A 20208-nucleotide genomic window follows, 5' to 3' on the forward strand; every position below is an offset into this window, starting at 1 on the left:
ATGACCTCCGTAAATACCGCATTCCGGCACACTTGATTAATTTTTTCATATCAAGAAATTACTTAGCACCTTGAAAGTCCCCGGAAAGGTGGGTTTATAACAAAAAGAAAGCGTGGGAACTTCAGTTTATCTTACGAGAGGTACGACCAAGCACCCATATCGAAATAAACAGTTACCCACGCTTGACCGGGTATATAATATGTATATACGGCAAGCATGAACGTTTATACTGCTTATCCTTCGATATTAAAAATTGGTCGTTTTCTCGTAAAGGATAAAACTAAACGCTTCAAAATAATATTTCAATTACGGCAGGTCTCTCTGCCACAACAGGACAAATATAGAAAAAAGTTTAAAAGTGGGAAAGTTAAGACAACGTCGAATAGTACTTTCTTATAAAATTCTCCTGTGATTGGCTGGGTATCCGCTGAACCAACTCCGTACCACCTGTCTTCCCCCTGCATTGCAACCGTACTAAATACCCCTTTTGAGAAAACCTATCGTTTTCGTATAAAAAACCTATCATTTTCATGCCAAAAACCTATCGTTTTTGAGATAAAAATGATAGGTTTTTAAAAAGGGAGATTTATTAGCCGAAAAAATGCACGATTTTATGATGAAAAATCAAAGAGGTTAATCGCACCTGCCCGGATTGCCGTATTTCTGTTATTGGGTTAAAGAAAAACGGACGCTTACACCAAAATTAGTGTTCGTTGTCGGGAATGATAAGGAGACGTAAGGCGTGTTGATTACTCTGTCATAGAATAAACGCAAATTCAACCGGTTATTAAAGGTATAGTCCGCCGATACTTTTATACTCATGACTTCCTGCCCTGCCGTCAATTGGTCCACTTGTTCCGAGATACGCCGAATGATTGTGTTGTTTCTGCGAAGCGAAAAGTCACACTGTATATTGATGTCGTTATCCAATTGTTTGTTTTTGAAGAATATCGGCAAGTTCCCGAAACGGTAGCCCGCACCAATGACTAATTCGTTGCTGGAGTTTTCCGTTACCAAAGCACTGACTAATCCCAAGGTAACATCCCGACGCCGAATAACGCTGAAACGGGTTGTCAGGTTGTTTACCCACGTCATATCCATACTGACCAACGGATTCAATTCTTCATTAATGGAGACGCTGTTTACGTCATATTGGCTCAACCAGTTTTCCTGCGCATCGAACAGTTCCGTATATCCGTCCACTCCCGCATCGTATTTCATGTTGGTCGTGAAGGAGCCGATGTTGTATTTACAACGATAAGCATGATTCAAACTGAATGAACGGAATACTTTCTTCATGAACGGTATTTCCATCAATCCGTTGTAAGTAATTCTCCAATTGGGACGCATGGCCAGTATTTTAGGGATTAACCCTTCGTGGTCACCAACCCCGTAAGCTCTGTTAAAGGCTCCGATTAATACTTCCTGCGAGGTTTCCCCATAACCCTTGTAGTAGCCTGTCGGATTGCCGCTCTTATCACGGATGACAAATTCTTCCTGGCTGTAACGGTCTCCCCATCTTTTCTTGGCTAGGTCTCTTGAAACATCTTTCCTTTTTTCCAAGAATTTACGATATACAGCCGCCGATGATTCCAAGTCATTTCCCACTTTATAGAAGGCGGAATTAAGTCCTATCATGGTCATGCTGTAATTGCCGGAATATGTTTTGTTGTTCTCGGTAAATTGTCCTCCGTCATAGTATAAGTATTCCTCCATATTCCGGGCACGGGTACGACTAGAAGTCAAATCGACCCTGAAATTCTTAAAGGGCTCAAAGATGGCGGAAACATAAATATTTTGCGAAAAACTCATCTGATACGGGCTGTTCAGGGCGGAGTCTCTTGTCAGCCATCCTTTTTGCGCGGAACGGATACCGAATTTCTCACTCTGTCCTCCGAAAAGGAAACGGAATCCGGGCGCCGAGCGTCCATCGTAACTTTCCTGTCCCAACCAGCGGGCTTCGGGTAAGAATCCCGGCAAGGTGGTGCTACGATCTTCGGCATAAGATACCCTTACATTTTTTATTCCGGTCACAACTCCCATAAAGAGACGTCCCATTTTTCCCAAGACACTTTCGTACGACCTTTCGTTTCCCGTAATGGCGATTTTCGCTTCATCGATGTTTTCCGTCGAGTTTATCCTTACTTTGTTCCGTCCTACCGTTTCATAACCGACTTTTACCTGTTTTCCCTCCGCATTGGTTACTTTTACACGTATATCACTCGTTTTCAGTTTATGCTGAACGACAAAGGAACGTCCTTTTTTGACTTTGTTTACTTCCGTATCGTAATGGACGGATTTTCCTTTCGTAGGACGCGGAGGCCGAGTGATGCTCCGCAGGAATTTCGATTTGTTGTATAACGATGTCAAGGATACACCACCGTCCAATTGCAATGAGTTGGCGTTCCGGATTGTATTTCCCAATTCGGTGGAGTCTTTGGTTATCGCTCCCGCCTGCCAGTCATAACGGGTGGCATACATGGTACGCAGATTTGTCCAGTCCAATCCCGGCAATTTATTTATGGGCACGGTGTAGTCCACACTAAGGTCATGATTGTAATTCACGGGGCGTCCGCCGTCCAGAATATTGTTCCACACGGTATCCTTCCACCGGTCATATTCTTCCCTGAAGCGCTGACGGTCAACAATTCCTTCCGGCTCGTCGATACGGGACTGTACGGTTGCCCGAAAATCGACTCTCAAGTTACGGGTCAGATTGTATTTAAAGGAGTAATCCCTATTCCACATAAAGTCCTTGTCAATGGTAGGCAATATCAGTAAATCCGGATTGTCCAGATTTTTTGACACAATTTCCCGGTAGTTGCGGGTGATATCGGATGTTACCGACAACATCGAAGGCATGTAATAAAAATTGAAATCTTTTATCAACCGTAAGAAGGGGGAATTTAAAGATTTCCATTTTTTAAACGGCTCTACAATTTTCGGCATACCGTTGTAGATGTAGCTAACCAGTCCCCGGTAGTCCTTTTGTAAATCCAGTTCCGTATTAACATCATGCGATTCCGCTTTGTTGTAAGAGAATGTGAGTGTCAGGTTGGATAAATCAAACAGGTGCGATTTTCCGTCTTTGCTTTCAAAGCCTACATTGGTAAAATTGAGACTTTTACGCATGGAGTATTCTTCCGCATTCCGTTTTATCGAATCCCGTACCCGTTTGTTTTCCGCATTTTTCAATGCTATATCCAAAGGAATATCGGAATCGAGCGGGTCATACTCCGGCAGTCTTTTCTGCCGGGAATAGGCGTAATACATCGGTATTCTCAAACGCCAGTTCTGCGGGAAAAATTTTCCGAACTCGACATTGGCCGAGAAATCGATAGAGCGATAATCTTCCCGTGATATTTCACTGGCGTGTTGCTCTATGCTTCCGAAACCGGGCGTCATTCTGCTACCCGCCAATGTCATGGTAGCCACGTCCGCCAGTTTTGCCATCATCCGGACGTTTGCCGCCCACCCTCCTTTGTTATCAAAGTCCGATAAGCGTAATTCGTTCACCCATACTTCTACAGAACGTCTGCCGGTTCCCCGTTTATTCCGGATACCAATCATAATTGTCCGTATCTCTCCCAAACTGGGTTTTCCTTTCACTTTCAGCGTATGCGTCAATATGTCGGCATCTGCATCGGCATCCAGTTCCGCCACAGCCATTTCGTATATGGTCGAATAGTCCACCCCGCCGCTGTTGCTGCGCATGTCCGTGTTTCTCTTCAATTTCAGCTCCTGCAATAAACGCAGGGGAAGTTTCAGTTTATTGACAGCAGGCCAAACCGCCAGACGTCCCTGTTCGTCATCCAGATAAAAACCGGACGGAGTCAAGGTCAAAGGCAATTCGTATTCGTAATAGTTATTGACATTATCACTTCCCATTCGCAAGAACAGTGTCATGTCCTTATCATACAGGGTATAGCCCGGTATCGCTTCTGCATGTACATCCATCTGCAAGGTTTTGTACCTCAATATGTCCAACGATACATTTTTATATACCGCCCGCGCATCGTTTTCATTCAAATCGGTTACTTTCAACGCCATGGCCTGCTCATTCAATTCCCTGACCTGCGGATTGGTAGCATCCACTACTCTTTTTATTCCCGGAGGCATGACGTAGTTTACCGGTGTTTTGGTGGCGTTCTCCTCCAGGTTTACGACAGATATATCAAAGACGGTATTGGGGTCTTCCGTAACACCCATTTCATCCTTGTCTACTATGTCTTCATATTTTCTCCAATTATCACGCACCAAGTCCAAACTGGCCATACGCAGTATCACGCTGTCCTGAAATCCTTTGAATATCACACGCATGAAACGTATCGATTTAAAATCGCTGATTCCGTTCACCGCTATCTTTTCGGAGGTGTTGATGGGGATTTTTATCTGATACCATTTTACTTCTTCTGTGTTTCCGTTAGGCAAAACGACAGAAGCTGTGGTGATGTTGTTTATAAAGTTCTTGCCGACTTCCATTTCATTGGGATGCAGTCTCAATTTGTACCGGAAATAGGCCTCCGTTTCGTTCAGGGTGTTGTCCCCGTTTATATCTTCCACATCAGGAATGGAAGTAGCCGCCGTCGTGTAAGATTCGGGAGACATGTCCGCCGTCGGCGAGTTGCCTTCCGTATTGTTATATTTCTTGTACCTTTCCAATATGGGCACTTCGCGAGCGTCATAATCCGAACCCCGAAAAAAATGATAATCATCGCTTGACGGGTCTTGGAATGCATCCGCGTATGCTTTCGTCCCCTCTCCGTAAAGGTTCCTGATTCTATCCAGATAACCGGAGAAGAAAGAACGTTCGTCCTCACTGCCCACCCCGTCCAGTCCAACATCCTGAAAGCGGCGTGCCTGGTTGTTATTGTCAAAGCCATTGGTTACCGACTGAACACTGGGCACTCGTCCCCATTGGGTCGTATCTATATTGGTAGCCGTTGAGGACGTAGGCAAACCGTTCTCAAAGGCTTTCCGTCCATCTTTCAATATATCTTCGGATACGCTTCCCAAATCAAAATATACATACCCTCCTTTGTGGTCGGGATTGTATACAAAAGGATCCATTACCCACATTTCAATGTATTGAACATTAGCCGCTTCAAAATCATTCGTCTGGACAGCACGCATCATACCTCCCCAACGGGTTTCCGGATTATTCAATTTTCCTTCCCTGTTGATTCCCGCAGAAAATTTCGACGGTTCCACATCAAAGTTGTATTGTCCTTTTTCTTCCGGATAGTATGCCAGTGACAAGGCGGGCACAATGTTTACTTCTCCCACCGCAATGTCTTTGTCCGGGAAGATTTCGGTCTGACGTATTTCCCGGACAAAATGGTTGGAGCGCTGTTCTTTATCCGCCCGAATGTGTCCGGGCGTTGCCGTGGACATTCTGTAAAACATGGGATCCACCACATACCACGCCAGTTTTGCCCTGTTGTATCCACCCAAAAGGCCTTCTTCTTTCCATTCCGGAAATTCGTCCGTCGAAGAGTTGTCGGATTGCGGCACGGAAGCCAATTTCCAAGCCGTCACCGATTTCATATCTATAGCGATCTTACTACCTTCAAAATCATCGATATAGGCATTTCCTCCCGCCCCGCTGTTTGTTCCCGGCTGAAATTGAGCAAATTCGGCATCCACTGTAAAGTGAGATTTTACTTTGGTGTCGATAAAAGGCAATTTGTCTATCAGTGTCGTTAAAAATCCCGATTCCGTGTTGTAAGAAGCGTTTAATCCCCATATCGTATTGGAAATAGGCTCTTCCCCGATGTTTACTTTATGAGTCAAGGGCTTTTCGCTCATGTGCATGAGGGTCGCCCCTAAATTGAACTTGTCATTGAATTTATAGTCCAAATGCGTACCTATCAAGGTTTTTGTCTGCATACCGAACATGGAGCGATTCTCGCTTTTTATGGTTATCGGCGTTCCCGCTTCCAGCAATGCCTGGTTGAGAATCTTTACCGTTCCCATTGTATAGTCTACGAGATAATCGATATTCTCCACCAATTCCACCCCTCCCGCCAATACTTGTACGGAACCCTGCGGTATATCTCCCCCGCCCAAAGATATTTCAGCAGAAGAGGAGGATTTGTAACTTCCTTTGAGATAAAATTTATTCTTTTCCGATTTTTTTTCGGCATCACTTTGCGTCTGGTCATACAATTCCTGAAAAACGTATTGGGAGGCCACCCCGTCATTATTGATTTTCTTTTGCAGATAAGAGCCGAAAGGTTCCAATACCGGAAAAATGATACGTCCCCGGTTGGAATAAACCGTCACTCCTTCGAGGTAGTCAAAGCGGCCGTCCGGAATAGCATCCTGCTGTGAATTCAAGTTATCCAGGTTTAATACCGAAAGCAGTATTTTGTTATTGATTTCCCCCGCAGGCAGATAGTTTACTTTTGTACCCGCTTTATCATTCTGATAAAGTACGTCCAGGACAAAGTCATCGGAGCTCAGGTTGTAACTCCCGATGTTATACACGTTTTTCATCATCAAGTCCCAAGTGGGCAGATTCGGCCCCTGCATAGTGCTTCGCAGCATCTTCACAAACAGAGTGGAAGGCGCCGCCAATGCCCCGGAAGTCAATTCGCCGACGGTATATATTTCACCCCGAACCGTGTATTCATAAGCCACTGCCAATACCTCATCGGAGTTTAACGCCTGATTTAAGGAGATGTATCCTAATCTCTCATTCAGTATGTATTCCGACGGATCCAGCAAGCGTGCATTTTCTACTTTTTCGTAATCTTTTCCGGAAGAAAACGAGGAAGATAACGGAGCAAACGTACCGGTTACCTGATTTATATCCCGAATGGCAGCATAAGAGCCATTCATTCTATCGTAAAGCGTGTTGGCGGAATTATCCGGATAAGTGCCGGCCCCTCCCCTCCACATCGGATTCGAGATATTGGCAAAATTTTCTCCCAAATCGACAAAGGCAACGATATTTCGCGCCTGCTCAAACCGGGCAGATTTATTGGTTACCCAAACTTCAATTTTAGTAATGGTTACGCCGCTGTTTATAATCGGTAATCTGGAAAGTGCCGCATCGTAGTTGTCCCGAAAATATTTCGACAAGAAGAAGTGCTTATTTGCTTCATAGGAGGATGCCAAAACCTCAAACTCCTGCTTTTCGGCTCCTTTATCCAGTTGCACGACATTCGATTCGCTTTTTTGCTGCGTGAATATAGAGGAAACGGAAAGTTTTCCGAATTGCAAATCTGTCCGGAATCCCCATAGATTCTGCCCTCCGGTTATCAAAGTTCCCGGCAACGGCAAAGATACGTTACCTGCCTCCACCTTTTTGACTATGTCATCTTCTTTCCCCTCGTAATTCAACTTCAACATGTTCTCAAAATCGAAAGTGGCATCGGTATTATAGTTCCAATCCAAATTTATGAGGTCTCCTATATTTCCATTAACGTTAAACTGAATTTTTTCGTCGAAATCAACGGTGGTCGTTTTGCGCAAATCAATAGGCAACGTCGGGTTTTCCACTTTATTGGTCTTTAGCCCCAATGTCAATTCCACCGACCCCTGTACATTGATTTTTACTTTGTTCAGACCGAAGATGGGGGTCAATATTTTATCCAAAAACTGTACCTGAGATACTAAATCTTTGAAATTTGTTTTGTCTCCCTCTTCCCGCATTTTATGGTTATATTCATACAAAGAGGCTTTATCCATAGAATGCAAATAGTCTTCGGAGGACATGGAATAAGGACGGGCATAGTAGTATTTGTCCCCTATCAGCGTCATGACCACATAACGCTTGGTCAAGGGATTATATATAACCGTATCTCGTATATTAGCCGGATTTTTCAAGAACAACGGCGAGGGCGGAACGTCCTCCCGAACAGCATTATCCCGATTTTCTTTTATAGGTAAACGTAGGGTATCCCCCCCATCCAGGAAAGTCATGCACTTTCCTGAAACATTACATACACTTGTTATTATAAAAAATAACAATCCCAATTTCCACATACGCCACACTAATTTTCAATTAGGTTTTTAACCCAATGTCTATAATTGTTTCAACGCCAATTTTATCAATTCCTCTACAGTGGTTCCTTCCCCTCCCGCAATGATTTTATCCAGTACTTTGGATACCTGCACTTTTGCAAATCCCAACATGACCAAAGCCGCCAATGCCTCATCCCTTATCGTATTGGCTGTAAATAGTTGTTCTCCACTGACTCCCGCCGTTCCCACTTTGTCTTTCAACTCGATAATCACCCGCTGGGCGGTTTTCAATCCAATGCCTTTCACGCTTTTTATCGCATTTACATTTTCCGAAACAATAGCATTTATTATTTCAGATGTCGTCATGGAACTCAACATCACACCCGCCGTATTCGCCCCCACACCCGATACGGAAATCAACTGTCTGAACAACAGTCGTTCCTCTTTACTGTAAAATCCATATAACAAATGGGCATCCTCCCGTACGATAAAGTGAACATATAAACATACTTCCGATTGCGTGTTTATCTGGGAATATGTATTCACGGATATATTGATGTAATACCCCACACCCCCGCAATCTACCACCACATAGGTAGGTGTTGCCTCTACTACTCTTCCTTTGATATATTCGTACATATCGCTTTTATTCCTTCTTTTTTTATTTAAATCCGATGATTTTCCGCACTTCCTTCATTGTTGCCGCCGCACTCTCCCTTGCTTTTTCCGCACCCACAGCCACTACTTTATCCATGTAATCAGTATCCGCCGAGATTTCCAAGATACGCTCCCGAATCGGTGAGGTAAATTGAATAATATCCTCCGCCAATTGCTTTTTCAAATCCCCATAGCGAATTTCACAGTTGTTGTATTTCTCATTGAAATAATCGTACGTGTCCTGTGAAGAAACTATTTTCAGCATGGTAAACAGGTTCTCAATGGCTTCCGGTTTTACACTGTTCGGCTCTACCGGCCCACTGTCGGTTACCGCTTTCATTACTTTTTTGCGAATGGTTGCAGCATCATCAATGAGATAAATGGCATTCCCTTCGGACTTGCCCATTTTCCCCGAGCCGTCCAGTCCCGGTACTTTCACAGCTTCGGCCGTGAAATGATAAGACTCCGGTTCCGGAAACAAATCCACACCGTAAATCATATTAAACCGACGTGCGAATTTGCGCGCCATTTCCATATTTTGCTCCTGATCTTTTCCTACCGGTACTTTGTTGGCCTTATGAATAATTATATCAGCCGCCATCAAGGTAGGATAAGTCAGTAATCCCGCATTGACATTCTCCGGTTGTTTTCTCGCTTTTTCCTTGAATGAAGTCACACGCTGCAATTCTCCCAGATAAGCATTCATATTCAGGAACAGATAGAGTTCCAATATTTCTTTTACATCGCTCTGCACATATACCGCCGCTTTGTCGGGATTTATCCCGCAAGCCAGGTATTCTGCCAAAATCTTACGCACATTGGCCGTGACATCTCCCGGCTTCGGATGAGTTGTCAATGAGTGCCAATCGGCTATAAAGAAAAAGCATTTATATTCATCTTGTAAACGTAAAAAATTCTTAACCGCACCAAAATAGTTCCCTAAGTGTAAATTTCCCGTAGGTCTAATCCCACTGACGACAGTTTCCATCTTTTTATCTTTTATGATTTTAGTAGACAAATATAACGTTTTATTTAAAACCGATAATATAGATTCCCTATTTATATTGCATATTTAACAGTTATCGTCATAAAAAAGGATAAAAAATACCTTTCTTTGTGTCCAACAGTAAATTATTCTCAAAATTTGTTATTATTATTATCTTTTTTTCTACTTTTGAGCCGAAAAGTCTAATTATAATTTTTTAGCTAACAATGGAAGGATACGAAAAAAAAGATGGTATGGAAACGATTGACCGGGAAGAGATTTATTCTAAAGCAGTAAGAGCAGGGAAAAGAACTTATTTTTTCGATGTGAAAGCGACCCGTAACAATGATTATTACCTAACAATCACCGAAAGCAAGAAAAAATTCGATGATAACGGGACACAAAATTTTGAGAAGCACAAAATCTTTTTATACAAAGAAGACTTTGAAAAATTCAGCGAAGGCTTGGAAGACGCAGTAGCTTATATCAAAGCTGTCTTAGGCGGCGAAATACCCGCTCAAAGCCAAAGCGAACATAAGAGAAACGATTTTGATGTAGATTTTGACCAAATCTAAACCAAAGACTTTTAAAAGAAAGATGCCTGATTAATGTCAGGCATCTTTTTTATTTATCAAATCCCGGATTACAACAGAAGCTATAAAACACCCGAAAAGAGGAGGCATGTAAGAAATTGTGCCCACATTGGATTTTTTATTACGACTTTCCGCCAAGACAACCGAACTGGGTTCTGTAAATTCGGATGAAAAAACAACTTTCACTCCCCGGTATATTCCCAATTTGTGCAGTCTTTTACGCAACATCCTGGCTAAAGTACAATTGTAACTTTTGGATATATCGGCTATTTCTATTTTTGAGGGATCAAACTTTCCTCCCGACCCCATAGAACTTACAATAGGCAACTGTTTGTGCAAACTGTGGTAAATCAAGAATAATTTGGGCGCCAACGTGTCTATCGCATCTACAACATAATCGTATGGTGCCCGTTCCAGCACCTGTATCATCTCCTCATCCCGAATAAAATCGTTGATTACATGCAATTTCAATTCCGAATTGATGTCCCGGAAACGCGCCGCCATAATTTCCGCTTTAGGCAGTCCCATGGTGCTGTCCAAAGCGGGTAACTGGCGATTCTTATTCGTGGCCTCCACCACGTCCCCGTCTACAATTGTCATCTCCCCAATGCCAGCCCGACAAAGCTGTTCGGCTGCATAAGCCCCCACACCACCAAGCCCCGCCACTAAGATATGCGCTTTGCGCAATCTCTCCAACCCTTCCGCTCCAACCAATAATTCCGTCCTGTCTAACCAGTGTTCCATTGCAAAATGTTTTATTTATCCGAAAACCTTTTTAAAGTTCTCATAAATCCGCTCTTTCAGCATATCAAGAGATACCCCTCTTAACTTCGCGACTTCTTCATAAAGCGTATCTATCCGTAAATCGGAGTCATCCGTCTCTATAAAAAGCTGTTCAAGAGGTATTAAAGGCAATAACTGACGAATATTGGAATGAGGCAGTACTAATTTTTTTCCTACCGAAATATAGAAACCATGACGCAATAGCCGGGCAAGTATATCGCTATTATTGTCGTACCCATGAATAATCCAGGGCTGACGGGGACGTTTTTCCTTGTATACAGCGATTAATTCAGGAAATGCCCTGACACAATGAATAATAAGAGGCAACGTATACTTTTCAGAGATTTCGACTTGTTTTTCAAATAACCGCTGTTGCACCTCCATATCGGTGCCTGAATTTCTATCAAACCCGGACTCTCCCACTGCCTGAATTTCGCGTGCCGCCGCTTTTTCCTCCAGGCATTCTATTTCCACCCCTTGTTCCACAAACATGGGATGTATTCCCAAAGAACACAATTTCCCCGCAGCTGCATTTCCTCCCAGGCTAATATCCAACACATATATTCCCTCCCCCTGTTTATGCGTATGTATATTCACATAATCCATTCCTCGTCAGTTTTCCATCCCTTTTTTCGTCATGATGTCCAAAATAGTGCGATCCGTTTGTTCCATTCCCGCAGTTCCTATCAACCCGACATTACGAATTGTTTTTTCGATATCGTCTTCCACAATTCCGTCATTATTCGTTTTTATTCCCCGCATGGAAAGAAGCGCTGCCTGTACTGCCGCCGATACCCCGGAATAGACTTTCAAGGCACATCCCTGTTTTGCCCCATCACACACCATTCCTGTCAAATTTGAGCACATCGTTTTGATGGTATTAACGACTTGTTCATAACTTCCTCCCATCAAATAGGTTATCGCCGAAGCCGACCCCATTCCCGCTATCAATATCCCGCATAAAGCGGATAAATGTCCCAAATAATAATGAATATGAGCGGCAACCAGATTACTTAAAGCCAATGCCCGAATCAATTGCTCCCTCGTTGAACCGAAACGCTCCGCAGCCGCCACTACTGGCAATATTACCGTAATTCCTTGATTTCCACTCCCCGAATTAGTCATAACCGGTTTGGCACAACCGTCCATCCGTGCATCGGAAGCTGCCGTTGCCCGAATTAAGGCGTTATTCAACAAATCATCCTCCAATAAGCCTTTTGCTATACTTTCCTGCAATGTTTTACCTATTTGCAATCCATAAGCCCCCTTTAATCCTTCATTGGAAATCGCTTTATTCATTTCCGCCCCTTCCAGTACAAACTCAATTTCATTTACATCTATCTCCTGAATAAATTTCCAAATTCTCGCCACACTCAATTCCGGACGATACTGTTTTTTGCCTGTTGCAACCTGATATTCCCTATTTACTAAAACATTCCCATTCTTTTCAACTAATACGATGTTTGTGTGGGCATGAATAATAACGGTTCTCACCACATCCTCCCCTCTTTGGCAAATTGCCTCTGCATAGAGTTTGTCCTCTACATTTGTCTTCATTTTCACCGTTATGGCATGCCTCTCCAAAAGCTCTTTTGCCAAATCCAGATTGTTTCCCTCCGAGACGTCTTTTAAAACTTCCAAGCCATAGCAACTTTTTCCACATATAACCCCCAAGGCTGCAGCTATCGGCAATCCGGTCATTCCCGTTCCGGGAATTCCCACGCCCATACCATTTTTATAAATATTCCCGCTTACCAACACTTCTACTTTTTCCGGCACACCTTCCAATTCTTCCCTACAACGAGCACAAGCCAATGCACAAGCGACCGGCTCCGTACACCCCAATGCCGGAACTGACTCTTGTTTCAGTATATTAATAATTTGCTCATTCGTAACCTGATACATCATTCTTTACATTAATTTTTGATTTAACAAATTTATGCGTTTTCCCCATATATTTATTGTCATGCAGTCTTATTAACATTTTTTCACCATATAACTGTCAAAACTCCTTTCGGGCTCTGCATGCTCATTCCCATTTTTTATTTTATCTTTGCAAGCGATTCAAATATGCTAAGATTAAAGAGCTTATGAGACTGATATTAGTACTCATTCTAACGTTAAGTTGCCTCCATATAGTGAATGCCCAAGAAGCAGACACGACCGTGTATTTCCAACACCTTAATATTTTCGAGGAATTAAATCAAAATTGCCCACAAAACGGTTCTGTAAAAATCAAAGGAATTCCGGCAATAAACGAACTTATAAATCTGCGGACAACTATTAATAAAGAAACCGGATATGTGGTCGGTTACCGCATCCAAATCTTTTCAGGCAGTTCGTATGACCATTCCATCGAAAAACTACAGGTCTTAAAAGAGAATTTTGAAGATGCTTTCCCCGGTATTCCTGCTTATTTAAATTATTTTGACCCGGATTTTAAGATTCGGGTAGGCAATTTCCGTAATCGCTTGGACTGTATTCCGGTATTGAAAAGAATACGCCGTAAATACCCTTCCTGCTATCCGGTAAAAACAGAAATTCCACTCAACGATTTAGACAGATTAACACAAAAAAGCAGAAGCGAAGAGGAATAAATTTCAATCTATTATCGTGTGATTAACGGATACTTGCTTCTCAATTGTTCTAATTCATCCAACAAACGGTTTTGAAAAGCCACATAGTCTTGATTTGTTTCATCAAAAGGCCGATGGCCTAATCCTTTATTTATATACTCAATCCGCTTCATCACCAGAAGTGCCTCCGAAGAAAGAAAAGTTTCCTTAAACCTTGTCCAGAGATATTCAACCGTCGTCTCTGATATATGTAACATATCATCGGCATAAAAACGATAATCCCTTAACTCGTCCAATACGATCTCATAAGAAGGGAAATAATACACCCCCTGCCAACGTTGCAACAATTCATCTATTGCCAACAACAAGACGGATTTACTCAATTGATTGCCGTGTGCACCGTCTTTCCAATGCCGGATAGGACTTATCGTAAAAAGAACTTTCAATGCTGGATTAAATTGTTTCAACTGTTTTAACAGACAATCATATGTCTCCGTAATTTCGGAAACAGACAACCGATAGCGTTCAAATTCATCCGCAGGAAAACGATGACAATTGGAAACAATATTTCCGGTAGCTTTATAACGATATACCCAGGAAGTTCCCCACGTAAGCATCAACAAATCCGCATTTTTAAGTTGCTCCGCTCCTTGTCGTATCCGCTTATTTATCCGTTCCAGACACTCCTCCTTGTCTACAGCAGAGAAACTTCCGTGATGAAACAAACTCACCCACTTTCCTTTATTCCATATCAGTTCGTTTTCCGTCACCAGCCGATTTTCAATCAAACGTTTTACCGTCTGAGCTACCGATTCGGGATTATATGCTATTCCACAAGGATTGATATCTACGGCAAAACGATTTTCACGTAGTTTGTTCCCCATATTTTCTGCAAAACAAGAACCGACAAGCATCATGCGAGAGGCATAATCCAGTACAAAATCCGGTTTTTCTATAGTTACCAAAGTCTGCCACATCGTTTTAGGTATTTTTCATTTTTTCTTATGTTTCAAAGATAAAAAATCCCCTATTCTATTCTCCTTTTTCTCTCCGGATTTTCATAAATCAATTAAAACCTCTATTATTGCAACAAATTTCCAGCATGGGTTATTTTTCTATTTTTTTAATCGCCATTGGTCTGTCGATGGATAGTTTGGCTGTATCTATCAGCAGCGGCATCCTCATGAAAAAGTCTTGCACACTCACTTCTTTAAAAATAGCTTTTATCATGGGAGCCTTTCAAGGAGGCATGGCTCTTCTAGGATGGTGCTTAGGTTTCAGATTCAGCAATTATATACAAGATTTCGATCATTGGATTGCTTTTTTATTATTGACTTATTTAGGCGGAAAAATGATTTACGAATCTTTACATAAAAAAGATTCTTCTTTATCCTCCCTTTCCAACAAGACGTTGCTTGCCCTCGGGATAGCAACAAGTATTGATGCCCTTGCCGTCGGTATCGGCCTGGCTTTCCTGAAGAATGACATCTTTCTTCCCTCATTAATTATTGCCTTAACGACTTTTATTCTATCCCTTTCCGGTATATATTGCGGTATCCGTTTAGGAAAGAATCAAAAATTAAATGTAGAATTTCTCGGGGGTATCATTCTTATTGCCATTGGATTTAAAATCCTTTTGGAACATACTCTAACAAATATTTCTCTCTTTTAATTTTATCAGTTCCCAATCATTTCTTATCTTTGTAACACATATCTAAAAGGGGTAGACATGGCTTTGACAGCATGAAGAATAGGTATGTAAGCATGTCGGGAGCAGTGAAACGGCCCGTAAATCCCGGACACAAAATTTTAATTGGCGAAGAAAATTACGCTCTTGCTGCCTAATCGAAGCACAGTAGATGGGGCTTAATCTCTGCTCAAGGAGCGGAGACAAGACATCCCGCCGGTGGTTCCACCTTATCCCGGCCGGCATACGGGGTGCAGTCAATGTAAGGTTAGTCTGAGTCAGCTTCAGACGAAAGGCGAAAATTCAGAAGCTAAGCGACGGCTTGGGTGCTTTTTTCCGGACCTTCGTCGAAAATCAATAAAAAGCTAAGCATGTAGAAAGCATATTGATTCCATGTTTGGACCAGGGTTCGACTCCCTGCTGCTCCACAATCAATACTGATTTTCAGTATTTTATAAATATTACACCCAATTTCACACCCAGATTTATAGAATTGGGTGTATGTTTTAAATTATACACCCAGTTCATTGAGTTTACGGTTACTCCACTTCGACTCTTGTAGGAAGCAATTAAAAGGGGTGCTACAACTTTTGTAATAGCCTCGAAATATTTCTAAATAGAGTTCGCCCTTGCTATCTTTTCTTTTATATGCTCCATATTTGCAATTAACCCATTAGCCCTTATGCTTGATATAACACCGCCATATTTTTTGATAAGAATATTTGGACAAAGAGTTTGTTCTAGTGAACTTAAATACTCAATAAACGTTTCGACAAATTTTAGTCGTTCATTCATATTTCTTTTGGAATTTTTATCACACAATGGAAAGACTGATCTTATCAATTCAAACTTATCTTTATCAAAAATTGGAGTGTCTTGAGCTATTAAGTCTATATAAGAAAATGTATTAATTAGATGTGCTATATAGTATAATCCTTTTGATGTTATAGTAAGACTAAAATTATCTTTGGGTAATTGAGCCCATTTTATATCAGACAATACAGTATCCGCATCAATCATTCCATTAGATAATAAAAATTCTAACTCTTGATTTAGCGCATCCTTCTTATAGCCATATTCACAAAATTCATCGATAAACGAACTATACTCAATAAATTTACTTATATTACCCTCTAAGGAAAGTTGATCTCCAAATCTCTTTAATATCCAATATTTTATAAAATAATCTTTACTACCAGGTATCGGATAAAATATATTTTGAATATTGCTAGATTGGTGATTATAATAAAGTTTATTTTCTAAAGCTATGGTTTTGACAAATTCATGTATTGGAATTGATATATTCTGATTGTATTTTTGATTAAATAACACTCTCAAAACATATTCAGACACATCAGTATATCCAGACGTTAAAAATGTTCTAAACAACCTTAATCCCTCTCTTATATTAGGGAAAGTGTAGTAACGAATAAATTCAAGTACAGGACTATTTTGCACTCCAAATAAAGACCCTTTTATACCTTCAAAAAACTCTTCTATTTTAGTTGAGTCTATATTAATTTTCTTACCTCCATACTCACCACTAACCCCTGTGTATAAATTATCTTTATTGTTTTTTATTAAACTTATTGCATATTCTATTCGCTTAGCCAATACCATACCATAATCTGGAGCTGAAATATGATACACATTACTCTCAAACGCATTAAAAGGAGTTTGATTTCTCCATTTGTAATAATATCCTTCTCGTAAAGAAATAAAGGTTCCAAATTTTGCTTTAGTATTTAAAGAACAAGCGTAAAGGAACACCTTTTCTTGTATTTCATCTGATAATTGATCTGCATTATCGAAGATAATAATCAACCTTTTATGAATCTCTCTTGTAAAATATAAATTTATTGCTTCTAAATGTTCTTGAAAATCAAGCGTCTTAGATTCAATAAATTCGGCTAATTTTTCATGGTATTTTGCATCTTCATTTTCTTTAAAATAATTCCACGGACCTTTATCTTTTTCATTAATCTCTTTGATATAAATTCTTTTTAAAACCTTTAAGCTATTTATCCCAAAATCAGGATAATTTTCATTTAATTGATTAATTAAATCTTTAGCTATATTCCTAAAGTCAATTTCAGAAGTTCCATTGTAGTATTTCATTAAATTGACATAAATATATGGATGATCAGATAGCCCATTATTAGATAAATCATTCTTAAATAAATAGTTAATAAAGGTCGTTTTGCCAGCACCTTTTGATCCAATAATAATAACAGGTCTTGGTGTTGGTAGCCTTGGTGTTATTGTTGTTTCTGAATTTATTTCACCATCTATTTGATTGACAATACTTTTATAGTTTTTTGCTTTAATTACTGTACCAAAAGCAGGAGCATCATCACTAAATAGACCATTTAATTCAACCTTATTCTTAATTACTTCCTTGTTTTCAACAAAACATTCTTTAATAAATGCAATATCATCTTCCGAACTATCAACTTTATAAATTTCTCCAAAAACATTATTGATGATTGGAACTATTTTCGAACCAATATCATTTCTTGTAATCTCGTTATCTTTTTCAAGAATTGTTGATAATATTGTCTTTGAAAAATTAATCTGAGCTTTAATCAGTGATTTAATTCCTCCATTTTCAATAATACTTTCTTTAGATAGATTATTCCAAAATTCAATAAAATGCTCTTTAATATCATCAACACTGCGATAAATCACACTGTCATTATTCTTCCAAGACTCTCCATTATTATTGACAAATTTAGCAATAATAAATTGCTTACCATTTGTAATTATTCCTATATCGCATCCAATGTCAGTTAAATATGACCTAATTTGATCTATTACCTCCTTATTTTCAGCGTATAATGTATTAAGTTTAGTTCGTCTTCTTGCCGTTGTTGGCAAAATAAATTCATTAAATTGTTTTTTAGCCTCCACAATTACATTGAAGCCTGCCAGTGATACTTTATAATCAAAAAAACCAGAATCTACATGTCCTTCTCTAGTAATATTCTCCTCGGACCATCCAAGTATGTCAATAAACAAAGTATCTATTATTTTTGATCGAGTATCTGATTCAGACAAATCAAGTGCTTTATAAGAATCATATTTTTGAATAAACTCTTCAAGTTTTAATAAGGCATTATCACAATTCATAATTTATTCTCAATTAATTAAAAAATAATCAACACAAATACTAACAATTGATTCATTAATCTTAAATTGATTATCCGCATAATATTCTATATAAAAAAGGAAGCTTAAATCTTGCTTCCTTTAAAATCATCCTTAATATAAATTTGCTATTTACTTTTTATCCCTCAATGCCTCCTGTAATAAACGAACTTTTTCCTGTTCGTTTTTAAGCATACGTTCATAAAGTTCAATGACTTTGTCTATTGGATTAAAAGTAGGATAATAGCTTATAGAAGTGGACGTATCATGACTATTAAAAGTATTTGCAACAATATTTACCGCTGCTTCATCAGTCATATTCTTAAGTGCTTCTACTGGAATATGCAAAGCCTCCGCTACTTTAATCAATATCTTTTCATCAATCACCTCTTTTTGTTCCAATTTAGAAAATGCTTGTTGCGTCATATTCAATTCAGCAGCAAGCGTTTCCTGTTTTACCCCAAGAACATCTCTGAAACGTTTGACATTTCTTCCTTGATGTACTCTGGGCATAGCTACTGTATCAGTATTCATCATATTCAGTTTTTAAAATTTGACAAAGTAAAACATCTGTAAAGATACACTTTTGTTGTTATTTACAATCACCTACATTGTATTTTACAACCTTCCGTTGTAAGATACCTCCCTAAATCTCCCCTACTTTGCTGAAAAATCAATCTTATGCAAAGTAACATAAAAAATAAAAGCAAGACAAACATTCAAACAAGGACTTTTACTATTACAGAGGAAAACCGTCTGCTTACCAATGGCAGTTCAATTCTTGTTCCTTTTATCCGACTCCGTGGACTATGGTTAAAGAAAGCCGGTTTTTACATCGGCCAGAAAATAAAAGTCTGCATATCTGAAAATCGTTCGATTATCACACCTAAAAAACAAAACAAACCATGAGTATCTATACAGATAAAATAGCTTATCTCGTTTCGCTGATTGAACAGCTTAAACGTTATCCACTCGACGATTTGTTCGACCTACTGGAAGTTGCGCATGTGGAATCCGTATTGGATATGCCGGAAATCGCCGACCGCAACTGGGAAAATGACACTCCATCCAATCAGAGAACTTTCCTCCGTTTCCTCGACATCTGCACATCCACCTATGAAGAAACACTGAATGAACTGAAAGAAGGAAACAACTCATCAAACGCAATATCATGACAACAAAAGAAAAAAATTATAACATCCGGATTAGCAGGCATTTTATGAAAAATATTTCTGCCCAGCAATTGGAAAACATTTATCAGCTGATTCATAATTTCTGTGAAAAAGAAAAAGAGATTCCGGTAGCCTCCGCCATGACAAATCCGGCTCCCCCTTCCCCTAACACAATATTCATTGCAAAAGATACTTGTTTTGACAGCCTTACCCGTGATTTCCAAACGGAATACGCTATCCATGTCGGTGATGATTCCCTCACTAACATTTCGGATAAAGACTTTATAAACCTCTATTTCATGCTCCGTTCTTTTCTGATTCATTCGGAAGGTCTGCCGGAAAAAGATGCCGGAAGCGAACACCCTGCAACTGAAGAATCAAAAATTTCCCCCGTTGAAATTATTGACACTGCAATCGACGATTGTCTGATACACCCCTGCGAACATTCGCCTTATCTTTTTCGTAGGGTATGGGTTACGGACAAAATATCCCACCCCCAATGTGAGTACGGTTTATCTACTGAAAACGGCACAATATGGGATATGTCCCGACAAGAACTTTCCGAATTGCAGAAGAAAATAGAAGACCTTTTAAATTATCCGGATAGAAAAAAATAACGGGGATTTGTTGAGCCCCG

General features: G+C 40.0%; 15 protein-coding genes and 1 other RNA gene. 7 read left to right on the forward strand and 9 right to left on the reverse strand.

Annotated elements, in window-relative coordinates:
- Positions 1 to 666: 666 nt before the first annotated feature.
- The 3 genes from sov to trpS all read right to left on the reverse strand — a co-directional run bounded on the left by sov (position 667) and on the right by trpS (position 9616).
- The gene (gene sov, locus NFR61_RS07980; protein ID WP_251622719.1) at positions 667 to 7929 is read right to left on the reverse strand and encodes a T9SS outer membrane translocon Sov/SprA; all 7263 of its coding nucleotides are present in this window, start codon (positions 7927 to 7929) and stop codon (positions 667 to 669) included.
- Between the two features lie 102 nt (positions 7930 to 8031).
- Positions 8032 to 8610 (reverse strand): Holliday junction branch migration protein RuvA, encoded by a 579-nt coding sequence (ruvA, locus tag NFR61_RS07985; protein WP_251622732.1) that lies wholly within the window; start codon positions 8608 to 8610, stop codon positions 8032 to 8034.
- A gap of 22 nt (positions 8611 to 8632) precedes the next feature.
- The gene (gene trpS / locus NFR61_RS07990; RefSeq protein ID WP_251622741.1) at positions 8633 to 9616 is read right to left on the reverse strand and encodes a tryptophan--tRNA ligase; all 984 of its coding nucleotides are present in this window, start codon (positions 9614 to 9616) and stop codon (positions 8633 to 8635) included.
- Between the two features lie 251 nt (positions 9617 to 9867).
- On the opposite strand from trpS, the gene NFR61_RS07995 reads away from it, so the two are divergent.
- Positions 9868 to 10188 (forward strand): DUF3276 family protein, encoded by a 321-nt coding sequence (locus NFR61_RS07995; protein WP_420910114.1) that lies wholly within the window; start codon positions 9868 to 9870, stop codon positions 10186 to 10188.
- A 36-nt stretch (positions 10189 to 10224) separates the two neighbouring features.
- On the opposite strand, the gene NFR61_RS08000 is transcribed toward NFR61_RS07995, so the two are convergent.
- Genes NFR61_RS08000 through NFR61_RS08010 form a run of 3 tightly spaced genes read right to left on the reverse strand, consistent with a single transcriptional unit; the run spans position 10225 to position 12897 of the window.
- Entirely contained in the window at positions 10225 to 10950 is a 726-nt protein-coding gene (locus NFR61_RS08000; protein WP_251622745.1) for a tRNA threonylcarbamoyladenosine dehydratase, read from the reverse strand.
- 15 nt (positions 10951 to 10965) lie between these two features.
- Positions 10966 to 11595 carry a TatD family hydrolase gene (locus tag NFR61_RS08005; RefSeq protein ID WP_251622757.1) on the reverse strand — a complete coding sequence of 210 codons (630 nt, stop codon included), beginning with the start codon at positions 11593 to 11595 and terminating at the stop codon, positions 10966 to 10968.
- Between the two features lie 6 nt (positions 11596 to 11601).
- Positions 11602 to 12897, reverse strand: coding sequence for an L-cysteine desulfidase family protein (locus NFR61_RS08010; RefSeq protein WP_251622759.1), 1296 nt, complete (start codon positions 12895 to 12897; stop codon positions 11602 to 11604).
- Positions 12898 to 13079: 182 nt separating this feature from the next.
- Between NFR61_RS08010 and NFR61_RS08015 the strand changes: the two genes are divergently transcribed.
- Positions 13080 to 13586: a hypothetical protein gene (locus tag NFR61_RS08015; protein ID WP_251622761.1), complete on the forward strand. Its 507-nt coding sequence runs from the start codon at positions 13080 to 13082 to the stop codon at positions 13584 to 13586.
- Positions 13587 to 13597: 11 nt separating this feature from the next.
- Here NFR61_RS08015 and NFR61_RS08020 read toward each other — a convergent pair whose 3' ends face one another.
- Complete coding sequence (locus NFR61_RS08020) at positions 13598 to 14542, reverse strand: GSCFA domain-containing protein (RefSeq protein WP_251622763.1); 945 nt, start codon at positions 14540 to 14542, stop codon at positions 13598 to 13600.
- A gap of 125 nt (positions 14543 to 14667) precedes the next feature.
- Here NFR61_RS08020 and NFR61_RS08025 point away from each other — a divergent pair, with 125 nt between their 5' ends.
- Positions 14668 to 15237 carry a manganese efflux pump MntP gene (locus tag NFR61_RS08025; protein ID WP_251622765.1) on the forward strand — a complete coding sequence of 190 codons (570 nt, stop codon included), beginning with the start codon at positions 14668 to 14670 and terminating at the stop codon, positions 15235 to 15237.
- Between the two features lie 48 nt (positions 15238 to 15285).
- Positions 15286 to 15683, forward strand: a transfer-messenger RNA (tmRNA) gene (gene ssrA / locus NFR61_RS08030).
- A 181-nt stretch (positions 15684 to 15864) separates the two neighbouring features.
- Here the strand turns inward: ssrA and NFR61_RS08035 are convergent.
- Positions 15865 to 18381, reverse strand: coding sequence for a P-loop NTPase family protein (locus tag NFR61_RS08035; protein WP_251622768.1), 2517 nt, complete (start codon positions 18379 to 18381; stop codon positions 15865 to 15867).
- Between the two features lie 150 nt (positions 18382 to 18531).
- Positions 18532 to 18936, reverse strand: a complete 405-nt coding sequence (locus NFR61_RS08040) for a helix-turn-helix domain-containing protein (protein WP_251622770.1) — start codon at positions 18934 to 18936, stop codon at positions 18532 to 18534.
- A 144-nt stretch (positions 18937 to 19080) separates the two neighbouring features.
- Between NFR61_RS08040 and NFR61_RS11255 the strand changes: the two genes are divergently transcribed.
- The 3 genes from NFR61_RS11255 to NFR61_RS08050 are packed head-to-tail and all read left to right on the forward strand — an operon-like array spanning position 19081 to position 20188.
- The gene (locus tag NFR61_RS11255; RefSeq protein WP_420910115.1) at positions 19081 to 19308 is read left to right on the forward strand and encodes a SymE family type I addiction module toxin; all 228 of its coding nucleotides are present in this window, start codon (positions 19081 to 19083) and stop codon (positions 19306 to 19308) included.
- On the forward strand, positions 19305 to 19574 hold the full coding sequence (locus NFR61_RS08045; RefSeq protein WP_251622772.1) for a hypothetical protein: 270 nt from the start codon (positions 19305 to 19307) through the stop codon (positions 19572 to 19574). The genes NFR61_RS11255 and NFR61_RS08045 overlap by 4 nt, the downstream gene beginning before the upstream one ends.
- Complete coding sequence (locus tag NFR61_RS08050) at positions 19571 to 20188, forward strand: hypothetical protein (protein WP_251622774.1); 618 nt, start codon at positions 19571 to 19573, stop codon at positions 20186 to 20188. The genes NFR61_RS08045 and NFR61_RS08050 overlap by 4 nt, the downstream gene beginning before the upstream one ends.
- The last annotated feature ends 20 nt before the right edge of the window (positions 20189 to 20208 follow it).

It is taken from the genome of Odoribacter lunatus, assembly GCF_943193135.1.
GTDB classification, from domain to species: domain Bacteria; phylum Bacteroidota; class Bacteroidia; order Bacteroidales; family Marinifilaceae; genus Culturomica; species Culturomica lunata.

What these genes read in the sequence shown, in the direction of transcription:
- sov (WP_251622719.1), bottom strand. Translation starts at nt 7,929, where the DNA reads ATGACTTTCCTGGATGGGGGGGATACCCTACGTTTACCTATAAAAGAA.
- ruvA (WP_251622732.1), bottom strand. Translation starts at nt 8,610, where the DNA reads ATGTACGAATATATCAAAGGAAGAGTAGTAGAGGCAACACCTACCTAT.
- trpS (WP_251622741.1), bottom strand. Translation starts at nt 9,616, where the DNA reads ATGGAAACTGTCGTCAGTGGGATTAGACCTACGGGAAATTTACACTTA.
- NFR61_RS07995 (WP_420910114.1), top strand. Translation starts at nt 9,868, where the DNA reads ATGGAAACGATTGACCGGGAAGAGATTTATTCTAAAGCAGTAAGAGCA.
- NFR61_RS08000 (WP_251622745.1), bottom strand. Translation starts at nt 10,950, where the DNA reads ATGGAACACTGGTTAGACAGGACGGAATTATTGGTTGGAGCGGAAGGG.
- NFR61_RS08005 (WP_251622757.1), bottom strand. Translation starts at nt 11,595, where the DNA reads ATGGATTATGTGAATATACATACGCATAAACAGGGGGAGGGAATATAT.
- NFR61_RS08010 (WP_251622759.1), bottom strand. Translation starts at nt 12,897, where the DNA reads ATGATGTATCAGGTTACGAATGAGCAAATTATTAATATACTGAAACAA.
- NFR61_RS08015 (WP_251622761.1), top strand. Translation starts at nt 13,080, where the DNA reads ATGAGACTGATATTAGTACTCATTCTAACGTTAAGTTGCCTCCATATA.
- NFR61_RS08020 (WP_251622763.1), bottom strand. Translation starts at nt 14,542, where the DNA reads ATGTGGCAGACTTTGGTAACTATAGAAAAACCGGATTTTGTACTGGAT.
- NFR61_RS08025 (WP_251622765.1), top strand. Translation starts at nt 14,668, where the DNA reads ATGGGTTATTTTTCTATTTTTTTAATCGCCATTGGTCTGTCGATGGAT.
- NFR61_RS08035 (WP_251622768.1), bottom strand. Translation starts at nt 18,381, where the DNA reads ATGAATTGTGATAATGCCTTATTAAAACTTGAAGAGTTTATTCAAAAA.
- NFR61_RS08040 (WP_251622770.1), bottom strand. Translation starts at nt 18,936, where the DNA reads ATGATGAATACTGATACAGTAGCTATGCCCAGAGTACATCAAGGAAGA.
- NFR61_RS11255 (WP_420910115.1), top strand. Translation starts at nt 19,081, where the DNA reads ATGCAAAGTAACATAAAAAATAAAAGCAAGACAAACATTCAAACAAGG.
- NFR61_RS08045 (WP_251622772.1), top strand. Translation starts at nt 19,305, where the DNA reads ATGAGTATCTATACAGATAAAATAGCTTATCTCGTTTCGCTGATTGAA.
- NFR61_RS08050 (WP_251622774.1), top strand. Translation starts at nt 19,571, where the DNA reads ATGACAACAAAAGAAAAAAATTATAACATCCGGATTAGCAGGCATTTT.